Source organism: Terrabacter koreensis (genome assembly GCF_054783315.1).
In genome coordinates, this window is the sequence record NZ_BAAGQU010000004.1 from 762,681 (window position 1) to 783,550 (window position 20,870).

Sequence of the window (20,870 nt, forward strand, 5' to 3'; positions counted from 1 at the left end):
CGGGTGGCGGCATACGGTGACGTCATGCCGAGTGCTGAGGGAAACCTGTCCTGGGAGCCGGCCGCGGGGCGGCCCGACCTGCTCGCGCCGCCGGTGGTCTCGGCGCTGGCGCAGGTGCCCGGCGCGCGGGTCGCCGCCATCGACGCGAGCCTGGCCGACACCGCGGCGTTCTGCGAGGCCTACGACGTCGCACCCGAGGCGTCGGCGAACTGCGTCGTCGTGGAGGCGAGGCGGGGCGAGACGACCACTCTCGCGGCGGTCATGGTGCTGGCCACCGACCGGGCCGACATCAACCGGGTGGTGCGGCGACACCTGGGCGCCCGCAGGATCTCGTTCGCCGACCAGGCCAGGGCGCAGGAGCTCACCGGCATGCAGCAGGGCGGGATCACCCCGGTCGGGCTTCCCGCGGACTGGCCGCTGCTCGTCGACACGTCGGTGGTGGCGGCGGGGCCGGTCGTCGTCGGGGCCGGGGTGCGCGGAGCCAAGCTGCTGCTCGACGGGGCCGACCTCGCCGCCCTGCCCGGCGCCGAGGTCGTCGACCTCGCCGTTCGCGAGGGGTGAGGCAGGGGACCGGCTGCGGGTCCGTGCGGCGAAGGGTGACGTGACGGAGCAAGATCGCGCAACATCCTGAAGACAAATGCAAAAAGTTGCAGCCCAGGTCTGGCGTGTTGTCCGAAATGGGCGCTAGGTTCTCCGGCGGTGGTCGAGCGTCCAGACACGGGCGCGACGACCCGAGCCCACGAAGGAGTGCGCATGCGCCGCCGCCCGGCCCTGTCCGTCGCCAGCATCTCGGCCCTCGTCATCGCCGGACTCGGCGTCCCGCTGACGGGGGCTCCCGCCGCCCGAGCCGAGGCGCCGCGCACCGCGACGCTCGTCGGCTCGCTGCAGAGCGAGCTCGGCTGTGACGCCGACTGGTCGCCGGCCTGCACCGCCACCGACCTGGCGCTGCAGCCCGGCTCGACGACGTATGCCGCCGACTTCACGGTGCCTGCCGGCTTCTACGAGCTGAAGGTCGCCATCAACCACGACTGGGCCGAGAGCTACGGGCAGGGCGGCAACAACCTCCCGCTGGTGCTGCAGCACGCGGCGAAGCTGCGCTTCACCTACGACGACACCACGCACGCCGTCGGCATCGCGCCCACCGACCTGCCGGGCAAGGCCACCGCGGCTGACGGGAAGCTCGCCTCGGCCTCCCTGCGCGAGCTCGCGACGCGCGAGCGCTTCTACTTCGTGATGGCCGACCGCTTCGCCAACGGCGACGCGTCCAACGACCGGGGAGGTCTCACCGGTTCGCGGCTCGAGACCGGCTTCGACCCCACCGACGCCGGTTTCTTCCATGGCGGCGACCTCAAGGGCATCTCGCAGCGCCTCGACTACATCAAGGGTCTCGGCACCACCGCCATCTGGCTGACGCCGTCGTTCAAGAACCGCCCCGTGCAGGGGTCGGGCTCGGACGCCAGCGCCGGCTACCACGGCTACTGGGTCACCGACTTCACCCGGATCGACCCGCACCTCGGCACCAACGCCGACATGAAGGCCCTCATCTCGGCCGCCCACGCCAAGGGCATGAAGGTCTACTTCGACATCATCACCAACCACACTGCCGACGTCGTCGACTACGAGGGTGGCCAGCACGGCTACGTCTCCAAGGAGGCCTCGTCCTACAAGGACGCGAGCGGTGCGGCCTTCGACGACGCCGCCGTGGCGGGCAAGCCGATGTGCGCAGGCACGGCCAAGGCCTACCCCGACTGCTTCCCGGCCCTGTCGGCCGCCTCGTCGTTCCCCTACAAGCCGGTCTTCCGCAGCGACGCCGACAAGACCGTGAAGGTCCCGGCCTGGCTCAACGACCCGACGATGTACCACAACCGCGGCGACTCGACCTTCGCCGGCGAGTCCTCCACCTACGGCGACTTCGTCGGCCTCGACGACCTGTTCACCGAGCGCTCCGACGTCGTCTCCGGCATGGCCGACATCTACAAGTCGTGGGTCGACTTCGGCATCGACGGCTTCCGCATCGACACCGTCAAGCACGTCAACATGGAGTTCTGGCAGGCCTTCTCTCCGGCGATCCTCAAGCACGCCAAGGAGATCGGCAACCCCGACTTCAACATGTTCGGTGAGGTCTTCGACGGCAACCCCGCCTACACGAGCCAGTTCACGACGAAGGGCAAGCTGCCGGCGACGCTCGACTTCGGCTTCCAGGGCGCGGCCCTCGGCTTCGCGCAGGGCAAGGCGACGACGGGCGTCCGTGACCTCTTCGCCGGCGACGACTACTACACCGACACCGACTCGAACGCCTACGAGCTGCCCACCTTCCTCGGCAACCACGACATGGGCCGCTCCGGCGCCATGCTCCTCTCGGCGGGCTACACCGGCGACGCGCTGCTCGCCCGCACCGAGCTCGCCAACTCGCTGATGTTCCTCTCGCGCGGCAACCCCGTCGTCTACTACGGCGACGAGCAGGGCTTCACCGGTCCCACGAACGGGTTCGACGACAAGCGCGCCCGCCAGGACATGTTCGGCACGAGCACCGACATCTACAAGGACGACGTCATCGTCGGCAGCCCGCAGCTGCAGGGCACGGGTGCCCACTACTCGACGGACGTCCCGCTCTACCAGCACATCCGCAGGCTCTCGGCGCTGCGCCAGGCGCACCCGGCGCTCGCCGACGGCGCGCAGGTGCACCGCTACGCCTCCGACTCGGCCGGCATCTACGCCTTCAGCCGCATCGACAAGGAGGCGAAGCGCGAGTACGTCGTCGCGACGAACAACGCCACCACGGCCAAGACCGCGACCTTCGAGACGTACTCGGCCGGAAGCAGGTTCGTGCCGCTCCTCGGCGCCTCGGGTGACCTCCGCGCCGACACGTCGGGGCGCATCACCGTGACCGTGCCCCCGCTGTCGGTCGCCGTCTACCGTGCCGCGTCGACGATGGCCTCGTCGCCGAGCGCGCCGACGATCATCCCGACCTCGCCCGGCGCCGGCGGCGTCGTGGGCGGCCGCGCCGAGATCGGTGCCGCGCTCGACGGCGGCACGTTCGCCGACGTGACGTTCCTCCAGCGTCCTGCGGGCGCCACGCAGTGGACGCCCATCGGCACCGACGACAACGCCCCGTACCGCGTCTTCCACGACGTCTCCGGTCTGGCCAAGGGCTCCCTCGTGGAGTACCGGATGGTGGCGAAGGACCTGAACGGCAAGGTCTCGGCGACCTCGACCTACGGCATCGTCGGGGAGCCCCAGACGGCCGGCGGCGGCGACTCCGGTGGCGTCGGACCCGTCACGCAGCCGAAGGCGGTCAGCGTCCCCGGCAGCCACAACTCCGAGATGGGATGCCCCGGTGACTGGCAGCCCGACTGCGACCAGGCGCAGCTCACGCTCGACCCCAAGGACGACATCTGGAAGGGCTCGGCCACCATCCCGGCCGGCGACTACGAGTACAAGGCCGCGATCAACAAGTCGTGGGACGAGAACTACGGCGTCGGAGGAGCCCCCGGTGGCGGCAACATCGGCTACAAGGCGCCCGGTGGCTCGGTCGACTTCTTCTACGACCACCGCACCCACTGGGTGACGAGCACGGCACAGGGCTCGATCCTCACCGCCCCGGGCAGCTTCCAGAGCGAGCTCGGCTGCCCCGGCGACTGGGCGCCCGACTGCATGCGCTCGTGGCTGCAGGACCCCGACGGCGACGGCACCTTCACATTCAGCACCGACCGCATCCCCGCGGGCAGCTACGAGTTCAAGGTGGCCGTCGACCGCACGTGGGACGAGTCCTACCCGGCGAGCAACGTCGCCTTCACCGTGCCGAGCGACGGCGTCGTCACGACCATCACCTACAAGGCCTCGACCCATGAGGTCGGCGTCAAGACGTCCAAGGCGGGCGCCGCCCCTGACCTCAAGAAGGCCAAGGCGTTCGTCGTCGGTCCCGACCTCGTGGCCTGGCCGGCATCGGCCCTGCCTGCCGGCACCGACCCCTCGACCCTGCGGTGGCGACTGCACTGGTCGGCCGACGGCGGCCTCGCCGTCGACGCCGAGGCCGTGACGGGCGGCTCGGTCGCGACCCTGACCCGCGACCCCGCCGGCCTTCCCGCCACGCTCGTCGCGGCCCACCCGGAGCTCAAGGGCGCCGTCGCCCTGCGCCTCGACAAGGCCACGTCGCGGCAGCTGCCCGAGATCCTCGAGGGCCAGGTCGCGGTGGGCATGTACGACACGACCGGGCGCCTGCTCGACGCCACCGGCACGCAGACGGCCATCGCCGTGGACGCCCTGTATGCCGCGTCGGCGCGCGGCCGCACCTACGGGCCGAGCTTCTCGGGCACCGGGCGCGTCGGCTTCACCGTGTGGGCCCCCACGGCCCAGTCCGTCAGCCTGCTGACCTGGCCGGCCGGCAGCGCCGACCAGCCGGCGAGCACGGCCAGGCGCACCGCGATGGCCCGAGCCACCGACGGCTCGTGGTCGGCCTCGCTCGACGCCTCGGCCAAGGGCGCCCGCTACCTCTACGAGGTCAAGGTCTACGCGCCGACGACCGGCAAGGTCGAGACCAACCTCGTCACCGACCCGAGCTCGGTGGCGCTGACGCCGAACTCGACCCGGTCCGTGGCCGTCGACCTCCGCGACCCCGCGTTCATGCCGTCGACGTGGCGCACCACGAAGTCGCCGGCCCTCGCCCAAGGCGTCGACTCGACGATCTACGAGCTGCACGTGCGCGACTACTCGGCGTCCGACGCGAAGGTGCCGGCCGGCATACGCGGCAGCTACCTCGCGTTCGCCGCCGACGGTGACGGGCGCGCGCACCTCAGGTCGCTCGCCAAGGCCGGCATGAACACCGTGCACCTGCTGCCGACCTTCGACATCGCCTCGATCGAGGAGGACCCGGCGAAGCAGGAGACGCCGAAGTGCGACCTCGCCTCCTACGCCCCCGACAGCGAGGAGCAGCAGCGGTGCACGAGCGCGGTCGCGTCCAAGGACGCCTTCAACTGGGGCTACGACCCCTTCCACTACAGCGTGCCCGACGGCTCGTACGCCTCGAGCACCAAGGCCGCTGACGGCGGTGCTCGCGTCGCCGAGTTCCGCACCATGGTCGGGGCGCTGCACCAGGACGGCCTGCGGGTCGTGCTCGACCAGGTCTTCAACCACACCAACGCCTCGGGGCAGGCCGACAAGTCGGTGCTCGACAAGGTGGTGCCGGGCTACTACCAGCGCCTCAACGCGAGCGGTGCGGTCGAAACCTCGACCTGCTGCCAGAACGTCGCCACCGAGCACGCGATGGCCGAGAAGCTCATGGTCGACTCGGTGGTCTCGTGGGCACGCAACTACAAGGTGGACGGCTTCCGGTTCGACCTCATGGGCCACCACAGCAAGGCCAACATGCTCGCCGTGCGCGCGGCCCTCGACGCCCTCACGCCCGCCAAGGACGGCGTGGACGGCAAGGCGGTCTACCTCTACGGAGAGGGCTGGAACTTCGGCGAGGTGGCGAACAACAAGCTCTTCGTCCAGGCGACGCAGGGCCAGCTCGGCGGCACCGGCATCGGCACCTTCTCGGACCGGCTGCGCGACGCCGTCCGTGGCGGCGGTCCCTTCGACGAGGACCCGCGCAAGCAGGGCTTCGGCTCCGGTGAGGCCACCGACCCCAACGGGGCACCGATCAACGGCGACGCCGTGAAGAACCTCGCGCACGACACCGACCTCGTGCAGCTCGGACTCGCGGGCAACCTGCGCTCGTTCGGCTTCCGCAGCCAGGCCAGCGGTGGTCTCGTCACCGGCGACAAGGTCGACTACAACGGCTCGCCGGCCGGCTACGCCGACCAGCCCGACGAGGTCGTCACCTACGTCGACGCCCACGACAACGAGACGCTCTTCGACTCGCTCACCTACAAGCTGCCCGTCGCGACGTCGATGCAGGACCGGGTGCGCATGAACACCCTGTCGCTCGCCACGACCGCGCTCGCGCAGACCCCGTCGTTCTGGCACGCCGGCGCCGACCTGCTGCGCAGCAAGTCGCTCAACCGCGACTCCTACGACAGCGGTGACTGGTTCAACCGGCTCGACTGGACCGGAGCCGACAACGGCTTCGGCCACGGCCTGCCGCCGCAGGAGCAGAACTCGGCGAAGTGGCCCTTCATGAAGCCGCTGCTCGGCAACAGCGCCCTCAAGCCCACCGCGGCCGACGTGCGGGCAGCCGATGCGATGGCACAGGACCTGCTGCGACTTCGCTTCAGCACCAAGCTCTTCCGGCTCGGGAACGCCGAGGCGATCAACGCCAAGGTGAGCTTCCCGGTCTCGGGCACGGCTGACGCGAAGCAGGGCGTGATCGTCATGCGGGTCGACGACACCGTGGGCGTAGACGCCGACCCTGCGCTGCGCGGCCTCGTCGTCGTGTTCAACGCGACGCCGAGCACGGTCACGCAGAAGGTGCCGGGCCTCGCGGGCCCGATGGCCCTCAGCCCGGTGCAGGCCGGCGGCGCCGACAGCGTCGTCAAGCAGGCGTCCTACGACGCTGGTGCCGGCACCTTCTCGGTGCCCGCGCGCACCGTGGCCGTCTTCGTGCAGCCCCGCTGACCCGCCCACGACGCAGCGCCGGTCCCCGCGAGAGCGAGGGCCGGCGCTCGCGCGTGCAGGTGCTGTGCCCTGACCGGGTGGCGCGCAGGCATAGGTTGGGCGAGTGACGACTCCTGACATGACCTACCGGCAGCTGGGCGACAGCGGGCTGACCGTGTCCACCGTCGGCATCGGCTGCAACAACTTCGGCCGGCGCCTCGACCAGGACGGCACCAACGCCGTCGTGCGCCAGGCCATCGACAGCGGCGTCACCCTCTTCGACACGGCCGACATCTACGGCCAGGGCGCGAGCGAGGAGATGCTCGGGCTGGCCCTGGGCTCGGAGCGCGAGAACGTCGTCGTGGCAACGAAGTTCGGGATGGACATGCAGGGCAGCAACGGCCCCGACTGGGGCGTGCGGGGCTCGCGGCGCTACGTGCGCAAGGCCGTCGAGGCGAGCCTGCGACGTCTCGGCACCGACTGGATCGACCTCTACCAGCTGCACCGTCCCGACCCCGTCACGCCGATCGACGAGACGCTGGCAGCCCTCGACGAGCTGGTCACCGAGGGCAAGGTCCGCTACATCGGCAGCAGCAACTTCACCGGCTGGCAGGTCGTCGACGCCGACTGGACGGCGCGCGCCGCCGGCACGGCCCGCTTCGTCTCCGCGCAGAACGAGTACTCCCTGCTCGAACGCGACGTCGAGGAGGAGCTCGTCCCGGCGTGCGAGCACGTGGGGGTCGGGCTGCTGCCCTTCTTCCCGCTCGCCTCGGGGCTGCTCACCGGCAAGTACCGGCGCGGCGAGTCCGCCCCGACCGGCACGCGGCTCGCCGGACTGCCCGACCGGCTCGCCGCCGCCGACTGGGACACGATCGAGCGCCTCCAGGCGTATGCCGTCCAGCGCGACCTGCGACCCATCGACGTCGCCATCGGCGGGCTCGCCGCCCAGCCGGCCGTCGCCTCCGTCATCGCCGGCGCCACGCGTCCCGAGCAGGTCGTCGAGAACGTGCGCGCGGGCCTCTGGGAGCCGACGGCCGAGGACCTCGCCGAGCTCGACGAGATCACGTCACCGCCGCTGTGACCCCGTCGACGGTGTCCGTGTCCGTGTCCGTGTCCGTTGCTCCGGCCGTGCGTGCCTGCTCGGCGCGGCGGGCCTGGCGGTAGAACCACGCGCCCAGCACGCTGAACGCGCCCGCGCACACCATCGCGACCTGCGTCGAGACCCGGTCGGCCAACAGGCCGAAGAGGGGAGCGGCGACCCCGAAGGCCACCGAGGCCACCATCGAGTTGATCGACAGCACGGTCGCGCGGTTGCGGGCTCGTGCCTCGCGGTGCAGCAGTGCCGAGTGGGCCGGCCCCGCGGAGCCGTGGAGCAGGTAGGTCACGCCATAGGCGGCGATGAGCGCGGCCGGACCGGCCACGAGACCCATGACGACCGCACCGAGGCCGTTGAGCACCCGGGCGAGGATCGCGGTGCGGGCCACGCCGACGCGCCGGCTCGTCCAGCCCGAGAGGGCGGCGCCCAGGGCGAAGACGCCCCAGCCGGCTGCGGCGACCGGTCCCATGAGCGCGCCCGCCCGCTCCTCGCCCCCGACGAGCTCGGCCAGACGGATCGGCTGGAAGGTCTCGAAGACGAGCATGCCCACCGCCCAGAAGATCTCGACGCAGACGATGCCGCGGAGGGCGGGGTTGGTGCGGAGCAGGCCGAGGCCTTCGCGCACGACGACCGGCGACTCCTTGGCCGAGGCGAGCGCCCGACGCACGCCGGAGGAGTCGACGTGCTCGGCCGATCGGGGCTCTCGCAGCAGGACGAGCACGGCGAGCAGGTGCACGACGTTGAGGGCGACGAAGACGGCGACGGGCAGCACGAGTGCCGACGCGCCGGTGAACGGGTGCCACCAGACGAGGGCGCCCGACACGAGGGCTCCGACCGCGATGCCACCGCCGAGCACCGTTCCCTGCGCGGCCAGCGAGCCGTCGACGTCGGCTCCCGGGTCGGTCGCGTGCACGGTGTCGACGAACCACGCCTCGAGCGGCCCGGAGTCGAGCGCGCGGAAGATGCCGGTGAGCACGGCCGCCGCCAGGAACATCCAGAACGCGTGGGCGAGCAGCAGCACGACACTCGCGAGGACGTTGACCACGGCCGACACGACGAAGACGGGGCGTCGTCCGAACGCGTCGGCGAAGCCGCTCGTCGGCAGCTCGAGGGCGAAGATCGTGAGGCCGGCGGCCGACGACACGGTCATCGCCTGCGCGACGGTCAGGCCCCGCTCGAGCTGCCAGAGCGTGAGCAGGCCGACGACGAGACCCACGGGGAACCAGCGGGTGAAGGTGAGCGCCAGGAACACCCGGCGGGCCGCGGTGGGGGAGAGGACGGCATACGGCCGCCGTGACGACTCGTGGACGCGCGGGCGGCTCATCGTCGGGCTCCCGCGGTGGGTGGCCGGTCGAGGTCCAGGGGGTAGGCGAAGGCGTAGACGGCGATGCGGCGGGCCTGCGGGTTGCCCTGCCCGACCCGGCGGTAGCGCTCGATGAGCTCCCACATCTCCTCACGCATCGCCTCGAGGGACTCGGCCGTCACGAGCACCGAGGCGTCGCTCGAGCCGCAGGCGTCCTGCCACGCGGTGGGCCACGTCGTCGAGACGTCGAGCCACTTGTCGTACTGCTCGCTGAAGTGCCGCGCGTAGTCGCGGGTCAGCCAGTTGAGGGCGGTCTCGGAGTCCTCGTCGCCCTCGAAGTCGCTGGGGTGCCACGAGTGGAACTCGGAGCTGGCCCGCCAGAGGCGGCGCTTGCCCTCGCCCTCCTCGGTGTCCTGGACGAGTCCCACCGACTCGAGCTTGCGCAGGTGGTAGCTGGTGGCGCCCGAGTTGGTGCCGAGCAGCGTGGCGAGGTCGGTGGCGGTGGACGGGCCGTGGCGGCGCAGCGCGCCGAGCAGGCGGGAACGCAGCGGGTGGGCGAGCACCCGCAGGCTCTCGGGCGTGAGCCAGAAATTGTCGGGGTCGCCGGTCTCCGGGTCGGGTGAGGGGGGCATCGAGCGGTCGCGTGCAGCCATAGTGTGCACAATACCTGTGCACAGTTCGTTTGCACAAGATGTGTGCATGCGAGCCGCGTCAGCGCGTCTTTGCAGGTCAGGGCCTGTTCCGGGGGTGCCCCGGCGCGATTTGGGAGCGGCGGCTGCACCCCGTAACATTGGTGAGGTTGTGCAGCGGGCCGTCAGGCGAACCATGCTCCCGAGGGAGTCGGCGACGCGGACCGGGCCCAGCGTCACACCAGTGGCTCCACCATTTCAGAAGCGAAGGCAGACTCCATTGCGCACCTACACCCCGAAGCCCGGCGAGGTCACTCGCACGTGGCACGTCATCGACGCGTCCGACGTCGTCCTCGGCCGACTCGCGAGCCAGGCCGCTGTGCTCCTCCGGGGCAAGCACAAGCCGCAGTTCGCGCCGCACGTCGACACCGGTGACTTCGTCATCATCATCAACGCCGACAAGGTCGCCCTCACCGGCGCCAAGGCCGAGCAGAAGAAGGCCTACCGCCACTCCGGCTTCCCGGGCGGTCTGCGCGCGACCTCCTACACCGAGCTGCTCGCCAAGAGCCCCGAGAAGGCCATCGAGAAGGCCATCCGCGGCATGCTCCCGAAGAACTCGCTGGCCCGCCAGCAGCTCTCCAAGCTCAAGGTCTACCGCGGCGCCGAGCACCCGCACGCGGCCCAGAAGCCCGTCCCCTTCGAGATCTCCCAGGTCGCGCAGTAAGCGCCCGGCTGAGCCCGACCGAGCACTGACTGCGAAGAAAGAGAAACCCAGTGACTGACATCATCAACGAGGACGTCCTCGACACCGACGAGCCCGAGCTGACCGAGTACACGAGCGAGTCCTCCGCGACCGACGCGCTCGGCGAGCCCAAGCGCGCCCGCCAGGTCTCCACCCCCGGCGCCGCCACCGGTCGTCGCAAGCAGGCCATCGCCCGTGTGCGCATCGTCCCCGGCACGGGCGAGTGGAAGATCAACGGCCGCACGCTCGACGCGTACTTCCCGAACAAGGTGCACCAGCAGATCGTCAAGGAGCCCCTGACGCTGCTCGAGCTCGACGGCTCCTACGACGTGCTCGTCCGCGTCCACGGCGGTGGCCCCTCCGGCCAGGCCGGCGCGGTCCGTCTCGGCGTCGCCCGCTCGCTCAACGAGGTCGACACCGAGCTCAACCGTCCCGCCCTCAAGAAGGCCGGCTTCCTCTCCCGCGACGCCCGCGTCCCGGAGCGCAAGAAGGCCGGTCTCAAGAAGGCCCGCAAGGCTCCGCAGTACTCCAAGCGCTGACGGTCCGGCCGGCGGCGAGCGCACCTGCTCGCGCCGGTCGTCCCCGATGCGGCTGGATGCCGGCCGCGCACAGGCCCCCGAGCGAAGGCTCGGGGGCCTGTGCCGTCCCCAGGACCTGTTCCGGGCCCTGTTCCGGGCCTTGTTCCGGGCCCTGTTCCGGGGACTTGTTCCGCGCACCGCCTGTCAGATCGCCGCCGACGGCGACGCGAAAAGGCCCCCCTTGGGAGAATCTCGCGAGCGGGCATGGCACCCTCGTTGCCATGCGCTACAGGGGGCTTGGTGAGGCCGGGCTGCTCCTCGTGTCAGGGGCCGCACTGCTGCTTGCCCTGACACGCACGGGCTCGGCCGCCGGGATGACGCTGTGGTGGCTCGCCGTGGTCCTGCTCGGGATCCTGCTCCCCGGCTGGGTGGCGGTGCGCGCCGTCAGAGGCGGGCGCGTCGCCGCCACCGATCTCGGCTGGGCGGGCCCGACCGGGCTCGTGCTGGCCCTGCTGACCTGGCTGTTGGCCCACCTCGTGGGGCTGAGCCTGCCGTCGCTGGTCGTCGGCCCCGTCGTCGCTGCCGCGCTCCTCGCCGTCCCCGCGACCCGCAGGCGCGTCCTGGGCCGCGGCGACGCCGATGAGGTGGCCGCGGGCTCCTGGCCGGCGCTGGCGTGGGCCACGCTGACCGTCCTCGTGCTCGTCGCCGTGCGCTGGGTCTGGGTCGGTGGACTGGCGCTGATGCCGCCGCGACCGACGGCGACGTACGAGCTGTGGAACACCGACGTGCTCTACCAGACGGCCCTCACCGGCGAGCTGAGGCGCGAGCTGGTGCCCGGCTACCCCATGGTCGACGGCGAGCCCCTCGGCTACCACTGGTTCTTCCACGCCGTCGCCGCCCAGCTGAGCGGCACGGGGGTCGACGACCTCGACATCGCGACGCGTGTGCTGCCGGCGACGCTCGTCGTCATCCTGCTGCTGCTCGCGGCGGCCGTCGGACACCAGGTGACCGGCCACTGGTCCGGAGGCCTCGGCGCCGCCGCCGCGCTCGCCGTGGTGCGTCCCATCGCGGTCGACACCTGGGTGCAGCCCCCGATCGTCGCCGTGCCCAACTACTGGCAGCTCAGCCCGACGGCGGCGCTGGGCTGGGTCTTCGGCCTCGCGTCCGTCGGCGCGCTCCTCGCCGTCCTGCGCCGCGGGCCGTCCGACCGCTTCGCCCCCGCAGCCCTGCTGCCCCTCTTCGCCGTCGGGGCGGCCGGGGCCAAGTCGGCCCAGGTGCCGGTCGTCATCTGCGGCGTGGGGCTGGCCGGGATCGCCGTCCTCATCGGTGAGTGGCGCCGGCGAGCCGACGGGTCGGGGCGCCTCAGGACCGCGGCGCGGCGCTACGGCCTCTGCCTGGGCCTGCTGGCCGTCGTCACGGCGCTGGCCGTGCTCTTCCTCTACCCCGGGTCGTACGGGCTGCGGTTCACCCCCTCGTTCTGGCCACAGTTCGAGAAGACGCTGGTCCTCGGGCGCCCGGAGGGCAGCGCCGGCGCCGGGATCGTGGCCGTCGTCGTCTCCTTCGTCCGCCGATGGGCGCCCACGCTCTTCCCGGCGCTGGGCCTGCTCGTGCTGGTGCGTCGACGGCCGAGGGACCCCGCCGGCTGGCTCGGCATCGGGACCATCGTCGGCGGGGTGCTGGCCGCCCTGACCTTCCGGCACCCGAGCGGCAGCCAGTACTACTTCGCCATCGCCGCCCTGCCCATCGGTTACGTCCTGTCCGGTGCGGGCATCGCGGGCTGGCTGCGCGACGAGCTGGCCGCCCGGAGGGAGTCCGCGGTCGGGCAGGACGCGGGTGTCGCCGACGCGCCCGTGCGCCGCGAGCCCCTCCGCGACCGGTGGAGGCGAGTCCGAGGGCGCGTGCTGCTCGCCGGGGCGGTCGCCGCGGGAGGTCTGCTCGTCGTCCTGGCGGTACGCCGGTTCCTCCGCTCCGGCGGGCGGCGACCGAGCGCGATCACCAGGCCGCACGGCGAGGCCGAGGCCATCGTTGCGTGGTTCACCCCGACCCTCGGCCTGCTCGTCGGCCTCGGTGTCGTGGTGACAGCCGCGTGGCTCGTCCGGCGACGCTCGTCCGTGCCGGTCGTCCGCGGGACCTGGGTGGCCCTGCTCGCCGTGGCGGTGGCCGCCGGCGGCGTGCGGGCCCTCGCGCCGGCCCTGTCGCCGTTCAAGCACCTCCGGGTCGCGACGAGTCCCTCTGCGGCGACCGATCGCGACCGCCGCCCCGCGGTGACGCCGGCGCTCTTCGAGGCGGGCCAGTACCTCAGGCTGCACGCGGCGCCGAGCGACGTCGTCGCCACCAACCGCGTCTTCAACGGGGTCTCTGCCTCCGGCCGGCCGGACAACCGCGACTTCGCGGTGTCAGCCCTCTCCGGGCTGCGCACCGACGTCGGTGGCTACGGCTACGCGCCGCGGGTGCTGCAGCTCGACAAGCCGGGACAGAGCTACGTGGTGGCCCCGTTCTGGGACCAGCCGCGCCTCGACGCCGAGCTCGCCCTCATCAAGGGCCCGACGGCCGAGAACCTCGCGACCGCCTACCGCGACCGAGGCGTGCGCTGGATCGTGGCCGACGAGCGATCGGGCCGGGTGTCGCCGCAGCTCGCCACCCTGACCGACATCGTCAGCCGCACCGACGGCGTCTGGCTGGCCCGCCTGCGCACGCCTGCCGGCTGACCCGGGGCGCCCTGCGGGGACGGTCCCGACTCGTCCCGGCACGGGCAGATCGGGACGCCTCGGCGGGCGGCACCCCGCTCGGGCGGTATCGTCGTCCGAGCACGTGACCACGAGATGGTCAGCACATGAACTCGGGAGGCCTGGGGCCGCCCCGCTCGGAAGGCACACAGCGTGGCTCGACTCTTCGGCACGGACGGCGTCCGTGGTGTGGCGAACAAGGACATCACCGCAGAGCTGGCGCTCGACCTGTCGGTCGCAGCAGCCCACGTGCTCGCCGAGGTCGGGGCCTTCAACGGCCACCGTCCCGTCGCGGTCGTCGGCCGTGACCCCCGGGCCTCCGGCGAGTTCCTCGCCGCAGCGACGACCGCCGGTCTCGCGTCGGCCGGCGTCGACGTGCGCGACGCAGGGGTGCTGCCCACCCCGGCGATCGCGTACCTCGTGGGCGAGCAGGACGCCGACCTCGGCGCGATGCTCTCGGCGTCGCACAACCCGATGCCCGACAACGGCATCAAGTTCTTCGCCCGCGGCGGCCACAAGCTGGCCGACGACCTCGAGGACCGCATCGAGCAGCGGCTGCGCGCCGACTGGGAGCGACCCACCGGCGGCGACGTCGGCCGCATCACCCCTCTCGTCGACGGAGCCGACCGCTACGTCGCCCACCTGCTGTCCGTGCTGCCGCACCGGCTCGACGGCCTGCACGTCGTCGTCGACGCCGCGCACGGCGCCGCCTCCGAGGTCGCGCCCCGGGCGTTCCGAGAGGCGGGCGCCCGGGTCACGCTCATCGGTGGTGAGCCCGACGGCCTCAACATCAACGACGGCTACGGCTCCACGCACCTCGAGCACCTCGAGCAGGCCGTCGTCGACGCCGGCGCCGACCTCGGCATCGCGCTCGACGGCGACGCCGACCGCTGCCTGGCCGTCGACGCGGCCGGTCGCGAGGTGGACGGCGACCAGATCATGGCGATCCTCGCGCTCGCCATGAAGGAGCAGGGCGTCCTTCGCGGTGACACGCTCGTCGCGACCGTCATGTCCAACCTCGGCATGATCCAGGCGCTCGGCAGCGCCGGCATCAAGGTCCTGCAGACGGCCGTGGGCGACCGCTACGTGCTCGAGGGCATGAAGGACGGCGGCTTCTCGCTCGGCGGCGAGCAGTCCGGCCACGTCGTCATGCTCGACCACGGCACCACCGGCGACGGCACCCTGACCGGGCTCATGCTCGCCTCGCGCGTGGCCGCGACCGGACGCACGCTGTCGGACCTCGCCGCCGTGATGACCCACTTCCCGCAGGTGCTCGTCAACGTCAAGGACGTCGACAAGTCGGCGCTCGAGGCCAACACGGCCGTCGCCGACGCCGTGCGTGTCGCCGAGGGCGAGCTGGGCGAGACCGGACGCGTGCTGCTGCGCAAGTCCGGCACCGAGCCCGTGGTGCGCGTCATGGTCGAGGCCGCGGACGGCGACCAGGCCCGCACGCTCGCCGACCGCCTCGTCGGGGTCGTGAAGGCCGAGCTCAGCCTCTGAGTGACCCAGCCGCGCCGGTGCGCCGCGGCTCCCCTTCGGGTGCGTGACGGCATACGCGGCCAAACTGCGTGGAGCTCGCGGCGTCGCCCTGCGTAGGGTTCCGTCATGCCCAACCCCCTGCTCGCCCCGAGCCCGCTGCCGTTCTCGCTGCCGCCCTTCGCGCTGATCCGTGACGAGCACTACCCGGAGGCGTTCGACCTCGGCATGGCCGAGCACCTCGCCGAGGTCGAGGCCATCGCCACGAACCCCGAGGCGCCGACCTTCGAGAACACCCTCGTGGCGCTCGAGCGGTCGGGGCGCACCCTGAGCCGGGTCAGCCTCGCGTTCTTCGGCACCTCGAGCTCGCTCGCGACCGACGCGGTGCAGGCGATCGAGGAGGAGTACGCGCCGAAGCTGACCGCCCACGGCGACGCCGTACGACTCGACCCCCGGCTCTACGCGCGCATCAGGGCGGTGCGCGACGACGAGGAGGCGATGGCCGCCCTCGACCCCGAGTCGCGCCGGCTCGTCGAGCGACACCTCACCGAGATGACGGTGGCCGGTGCGGGCCTGGACGACGACGCCAAGGCGGCCCTACGCGACCTCAACGGCCGGCTCGCGACCCTGAACACCCGTTTCGAGAAGCAGCTGCTCGCCGACACCAACGACCTCGCCGTCCTCGTCGACGACGTGGCCGAGCTCGACGGCCTCACCGCCGGCGAGATCTCCGCCGCTGCAGCGGCCGCCCGCGAGCACGGCCACGACGGCAAGTGGCTCATCACGCTGGTGCTGCCCACCGGACACCCGCACCTCGCGTCGCTGACGAACCGAGACGTGCGACGGCGCCTCCACGAGGCCCAGAGCGCGCGCGGCAACCGCGGCAACGCCGACGACACCAAGGCCCTCGTCCTCGAGATCGTGCGCCTCCGGGCGGAGCGGGCGCGCCTGCTCGGCTACCCCACGCACGCCCACGCCGCCCTCGCCGACTCCACGGCCCGCACCCCTGAACGCGTCATGGGGCTCCTCGGGCGGCTCGCACCCGCGGCCGCCCGCAACATCGAGGCCGAGCGGGCGCTCCTCGAGGAGGAGGCAGGCGAGCCCGTCGAGGCCCACGACTGGGCCTTCTGGGCCGAGCGAGTGCGCGCCTCGAGGTATGCCGTCGACCTCGCCGCGATGCGGCCGTACTTCGAGGCCGAGCGGGTGCTGCAGGATGGCATCTTCCTGGCCGCCGAGCGCCTCTACGGGCTGACCTTCCACGAGCGCGACGACCTCGTCGGCTACCACCCCGACGTGAGGGTCTTCGAGGTGCACGACGCCGACGGGTCGGCCTTCGGGCTCTACCTGCTCGACCTCTACACCCGCGACACGAAGAAGGGCGGGGCGTGGATGAACAGCCTCGTGCACCAGAACGGGCTGCTCGAGCAGCCGCACGCCGTCGTCATGAACAACCTCAACGTCCCCAAGCCGGGCGCCGGCGAGCCGACGCTGCTCACCTACGACGAGACGCGCACCTTCTTCCACGAGTTCGGGCACGCCATCCACGGGCTCCTCGCCCGCGTCACCTACCCGCACTTCGCCGGCACCCGCGTCTTCCGCGACTTCGTCGAGTACCCGAGCCAGGTCAACGAGATGTGGATGCTGTGGCCCGAGGTGCTGTCGAGCTACGCGGTGCACCACGAGACGGGGGAGAGGCTGCCGCAGGAGCTCGTCGACCGGCTCGTCGCCGCGCAGTCCTTCGGCGAGGGTTTCGGCACGGGGGAGTACCTCGGGGCCGCGCTGCTCGACCAGGCCTGGCACGCGCTCGGCGTCGAGGAGGCCGCCGCCGTCACCGACGTCGAGGCCTTCGAGGCGCAGGCGCTGGAGCGGGTCGGGCTCGCGCACCCGCTGGTGCCGCCGCGCTACCGGTCGACCTACTTCGCGCACACCTTCTCCTACTCCTACGACGCGCAGTACTACGCATACATCTGGAGCGAGGTGCTCGACGCCGACACGGTGGCCTGGTTCCACGACAACGGCGGGCTGACCCGGGAGAACGGCGACCGCTACCGTCGCCACGTCGTCGGCATCGGCGGCGCCGCCGACCCGCTCGAGTCGTACCGGGAGTTCCGGGGCGCCGACGCCGACATCACGCACCTGCTCGAGCGTCGCGGCCTCGGCTGACCCGTCGATCCGTCGCGGGGTTGCTGGCAGACTCGGGCCGTGAGCCACGTCAACGCCGTGCCGCTCTCTCGACGCATGCAGCCTCGTGACCCGCACGAGGCGCACCGCGTCGCGACGCCGCTCGAGCTGTTCTTCGACCTCGTCTTCGTCGTCGCCATCGCGAGCGCCGCCGCGCAGTGGCACCACGGGCTCGCGGAGGGGCACCTGGGTGACCTCGTGAACTTCGTGATGGTCTTCTTCGCGATCTGGTGGGCCTGGATGAACTACACGTGGTTCGCCTCGTCCTACGACTGCGACGACGTGCCCTACCGCCTGCTGACCTTCGCGATCATGGTGGGCTCGCTCATGCTCGCGGCGGGTATCCCCGACCTCTTCGACGACGGGCAGTCAGGGCTCGTCGTCGGCGGCTACGCGCTCATGCGCTTCGCCATGGTCGCGATGTGGCTGCGTGCCGCCGGCGGTCACCCCGAGGGGCGCCGCACCGCCCTGACGTATGCCGCCGGGATCACCGCGGTGCAGGCGCTCTGGATCGCGCGGCTGCTGCTCGAGGGGGAGGCCGTGCTCAAGGCGTCGTTCTTCACCCTCGTGGTCCTCGAGCTGATGGTGCCCGTGCTCGCCGAACGCCGCGGCTTCACGCCGTTCCACCCCCACCACATCGCCGAGCGGTACGCCCTGCTGACGCTCATCGTGCTGGGCGAGGTGGTGCTCGCCGCGGTGCAGGCTGTGCAGGGGGCGCTCGACGCCGGCGCGAGAACGGGGCTGCTCACGCTCGTGGTGGGCGGGCTGCTCCTCGTCTTCTCGATGTGGTGGCTCTACTTCAAGCGCGACCACTCCGGGCTCTTCGAGGGCTCGATCGGCAGCATCTTCCTCACCGGTTACGGGCACTACCTCGTGTTCGCGTCGGTGGCCGCCACGGGTGCGGGTCTGGCGGCTGCGGTCGACCTCGTGCAGGAGGAGGCGCACACGTCGCCGCGGGTCGTCGGACTGGCGCTGGCCGGCGCCGTCGCGGTCTACGTGTGGTGCCTGACGGCGATGCACTCGCTGGCGGGTGCGCCGGCGGTCGAGCGGCGCGTCGGCATCGCGGTCGGGCTGGCCGCGCTGTCGGTCGCAGCGGTGGCGCCGCCCATCGGGATCACCGTGCTGGCCCTCGGAGTGATGCTCGCCGCCGTGGTGGCCCACCACGTGTGGCAGACCCGAGGCGGCACTCCCACCCCCTCCTGACACCACCGAACGCCGCGTTCGGTGACGAGCTCACTGTCACAGCAGCGCGTTCGCCATCGAACGCGGCGTTCGACGAAGAGGCGGGGGTGGAGGCGGGGGTGGAGACGCTTCCGGGTCAGTCGACCTGGCGGAGCAGGCCGGTGTCGACGTCGTAGACGAAGCCGGCGACCTCGGTGCCCGCAGCGATGAGCGGGTGCGAGCGCACCTTGGCGAGGTCCTCGCGCAACGCCCGCTCCTGGTCGGTGATCGCGTGGAAGGTCATCCACGAGGCGTCCTCGCCGGCGCTCGCACCGACCCGCTCGCGAAGCTCGGCCTCGGTGTTGGAGGCCATCGCGCAGCGCGTGTGCGGCACGACGAGGATGCGGTTGACGTTCAGCAGGTGGGTCGCGAGGACGAGCGCCTCGAGGGCGTCCGTGCCGACGCGGCCACCGGGGTTGCGGAAGATCTTCGCGTCGCCCGGGCGCAGCCCGACGAGCCCCAGCGGGTCGATGCGCGAGTCCATGCACGTCACGATGGCGACGCCCGCCCGGGCGATGCCGTCGAAGCCCGCCATGTCGAAGCTGTCGGCGTAGGCGCGGTTGGCCGCGATCAGGTCGTCGAAACCTTTTGCGGCAGAGGCGTTCTCAGTCACAGTCACTCCAGTCCGGGTCGCTTGGTAATGGTGAAGGCCATCGGCTTGCTGACTTCGGCGAAGAAGTCGTTGCCCTTGTCGTCGACGACGATGAAGGCGGGGAAGTCCTCGACGTCGATCTTCCACACGGCTTCCATGCCGAGCTCCTCGTACTCGAGCACCTCGACGTGCTTGATGCAGTCCTGCGCGAGCCGCGCGGCCGGGCCGCCGATCGAGCCGAGGTAGAAGCCGCCGTGCGCGTCGCAGGCGTCGGTGACCTGCTTGCTCCGGTTGCCCTTGGCCAGCATCACCTTGCTGCCGCCGGCTGCCTGGAACTGGTCGACGTAGGAGTCCATGCGGCCCGCCGTCGTCGGCCCGAAGGAGCCGGACGGCATACCTTCGGGGGTCTTGGCGGGGCCGGCGTAGTAGACGGGGTGGTCCTTGAGGTACTGCGGCATCTCCTCGCCGGCGTCGAGGCGCTCCTTGATCTTCGCGTGGGCGATGTCGCGCGCGACGACGAGGGGGCCGGTGAGCGACAGGCGCGTCTTGACGGGGTGCCTGCTCAGCTCGGCGAGGATGTCGTCCATCGGCTGGTTGAGGTCGATCTTGACGACGACGTTGCGGCTGATCGAGCTGACCCCGACGGCGTCGTCCTCGTGCTCGCCCAGGTCGACCGCGCCGGCGTCGGGCAGGAAGCGCGCGGGATCGGTCTCGAGCTGCTCGATGAAGACGCCGTCGGCCGTGATCTTGCCGAGCACCTGGCGGTCGGCCGAGCACGAGACCGCGACGGCGACCGGCAGGCTCGCGCCGTGACGGGGGAGGCGCACGACGCGCACGTCGTGGCAGAAGTACTTGCCGCCGAACTGGGCGCCGATGCCGAACTGGCGCGTCAGCTCGAGCACCTTGTCCTCGAGCTCCGTGTCCCGGAAGCCGTGCGCGGTCATCGACCCCGACGTGGGCAGCGAGTCGAGGTACTTCGCCGACGCGTACTTGGCCGTCTTGAGGGCGAACTCGGCGCTGGTGCCGCCGATGACGATGGCGAGGTGGTAGGGCGGGCACGCCGCCGTGCCGAGCGAGCGCAGCTTCTCGTCGAGAAACCGCATCATCGCGTCCTCGTTGAGGATCGCCTTCGTCTCCTGGTAGAGGTAGCTCTTGTTGGCCGAGCCGCCGCCCTTGGCCATGAAGAGGAACTTGTACTGCGCCTCGTGGCCGGGGGCCGTGTCGGCGTAGAGCTCGACCTGCGCGGGCAGGTTGGAGCCGGTGTTCCTCTCCTCCCACGTCGTGATGGGGGCCATCTGCGAGTAGCGCAGGTTGAGGCGGGTGTACGCGTCGTAGACGCCCTCGCTGATCGACTGCTCGTCGGTGCCGGCGGTGAGCACGTGCTGGCCGCGCTTGCCCATCACGATCGCGGTTCCGGTGTCCTGGCACATCGGCAGCACGCCGCCCGCGGCGATGTTGGCGTTCTTGAGCAGGTCGAGCGCGACGAACTTGTCGTTGTTGCTCGCCTCGGGGTCGTCGAGGATGTTGCGCAGCTGCTGGAGGTGCGCCGGCCGCAGGTAGTGCGCGATGTCGTGCATGGCCGTCTCGGTGAGCAGCCGCAGCGCCTCCGGGTCGACCTCGAGGAAGGTGCGGCCTCCCGGGCCCTCGACGGCGCGCACGCCCTCGGTCGTCAGCAGCCGGTACGGCGTCTCGTCGGCGCCGATCGGCAGCAGGTCCTCGTAGGCGAAGTCGGCCACGACATGCTCCTTGCACTCACCGGCGGGCCGGGGCGCCCACCGCACGGACGTATGCCGTGGTGAGCTGGGCGGCCACACGGCATACGAAAGTCCCCTCCCAGCCTAGTGAACGGCCG

Annotated in this window: 13 protein-coding genes; 9 read left to right on the top strand and 4 right to left on the bottom strand. The window is 71.6% G+C overall.

Translation table 11 applies throughout. The annotated features are described in order from the left end of the window. The first annotated feature begins 24 nt into the window (after positions 1-24). The 3 genes from ACYVNR_RS06365 (at position 25) to ACYVNR_RS06375 (ending at position 7,615) form a co-directional block, all read left to right on the top strand. A complete protein-coding gene (locus ACYVNR_RS06365; protein WP_045192027.1) occupies positions 25-561 on the top strand; it encodes a YbaK/EbsC family protein in 537 nt (178 codons plus the stop codon). Between the two features lie 192 nt (positions 562-753). Beyond that, positions 754-6,555: a pullulanase-type alpha-1,6-glucosidase gene (gene pulA, locus ACYVNR_RS06370; RefSeq protein ID WP_461047314.1), complete on the top strand. Its 5,802-nt coding sequence runs from the start codon at positions 754-756 to the stop codon at positions 6,553-6,555. 118 nt (positions 6,556-6,673) lie between these two features. Continuing rightward, on the top strand, positions 6,674-7,615 hold the full coding sequence (locus ACYVNR_RS06375) for an aldo/keto reductase (RefSeq protein ID WP_045191871.1): 942 nt from the start codon (positions 6,674-6,676) through the stop codon (positions 7,613-7,615). Here ACYVNR_RS06375 and ACYVNR_RS06380 read toward each other — a convergent pair. Both ACYVNR_RS06380 and ACYVNR_RS06385 read right to left on the bottom strand, forming a co-directional pair. Continuing rightward, on the bottom strand, positions 7,596-8,954 hold the full coding sequence (locus ACYVNR_RS06380) for an MFS transporter (RefSeq protein WP_461047316.1): 1,359 nt from the start codon (positions 8,952-8,954) through the stop codon (positions 7,596-7,598). The two genes, ACYVNR_RS06375 and ACYVNR_RS06380, sit on opposite strands and share 20 nt — an antisense overlap. Next, a complete protein-coding gene (locus ACYVNR_RS06385; RefSeq protein WP_461047318.1) occupies positions 8,951-9,586 on the bottom strand; it encodes a helix-turn-helix domain-containing protein in 636 nt (211 codons plus the stop codon). The genes ACYVNR_RS06380 and ACYVNR_RS06385 overlap by 4 nt, the downstream gene beginning before the upstream one ends. A 256-nt stretch (positions 9,587-9,842) precedes the next feature. On the opposite strand from ACYVNR_RS06385, the gene rplM reads away from it, so the two are divergent. From rplM to ACYVNR_RS06415, 6 genes are all read left to right on the top strand, one after another. Beyond that, on the top strand, positions 9,843-10,286 hold the full coding sequence (rplM, locus tag ACYVNR_RS06390; RefSeq protein WP_045191869.1) for a 50S ribosomal protein L13: 444 nt from the start codon (positions 9,843-9,845) through the stop codon (positions 10,284-10,286). A gap of 50 nt (positions 10,287-10,336) precedes the next feature. After that, complete coding sequence (rpsI, locus tag ACYVNR_RS06395) at positions 10,337-10,843, top strand: 30S ribosomal protein S9 (RefSeq protein WP_045191868.1); 507 nt, start codon at positions 10,337-10,339, stop codon at positions 10,841-10,843. A gap of 260 nt (positions 10,844-11,103) precedes the next feature. After that, the gene (locus tag ACYVNR_RS06400; RefSeq protein WP_461047320.1) at positions 11,104-13,530 is read left to right on the top strand and encodes a hypothetical protein; all 2,427 of its coding nucleotides are present in this window, start codon (positions 11,104-11,106) and stop codon (positions 13,528-13,530) included. A 171-nt stretch (positions 13,531-13,701) separates the two neighbouring features. Then, positions 13,702-15,048: a phosphoglucosamine mutase gene (gene glmM / locus ACYVNR_RS06405; RefSeq protein ID WP_458798542.1), complete on the top strand. Its 1,347-nt coding sequence runs from the start codon at positions 13,702-13,704 to the stop codon at positions 15,046-15,048. Between the two features lie 105 nt (positions 15,049-15,153). Further along, positions 15,154-17,187, top strand: a complete 2,034-nt coding sequence (locus tag ACYVNR_RS06410) for a M3 family metallopeptidase (RefSeq protein ID WP_461047322.1) — start codon at positions 15,154-15,156, stop codon at positions 17,185-17,187. A 39-nt stretch (positions 17,188-17,226) separates the two neighbouring features. Beyond that, positions 17,227-18,408, top strand: coding sequence for a low temperature requirement protein A (locus ACYVNR_RS06415; RefSeq protein WP_461047324.1), 1,182 nt, complete (start codon positions 17,227-17,229; stop codon positions 18,406-18,408). A gap of 115 nt (positions 18,409-18,523) precedes the next feature. Here the strand turns inward: ACYVNR_RS06415 and ACYVNR_RS06420 are convergent, their stop codons facing one another. Next, positions 18,524-19,039 (bottom strand): beta-class carbonic anhydrase, encoded by a 516-nt coding sequence (locus tag ACYVNR_RS06420; RefSeq protein WP_045191864.1) that lies wholly within the window; start codon positions 19,037-19,039, stop codon positions 18,524-18,526. 2 nt (positions 19,040-19,041) lie between these two features. Beyond that, positions 19,042-20,754 (bottom strand): fumarate hydratase, encoded by a 1,713-nt coding sequence (locus ACYVNR_RS06425; protein WP_045191863.1) that lies wholly within the window; start codon positions 20,752-20,754, stop codon positions 19,042-19,044. Between the last annotated feature and the right edge of the window lie 116 nt (positions 20,755-20,870).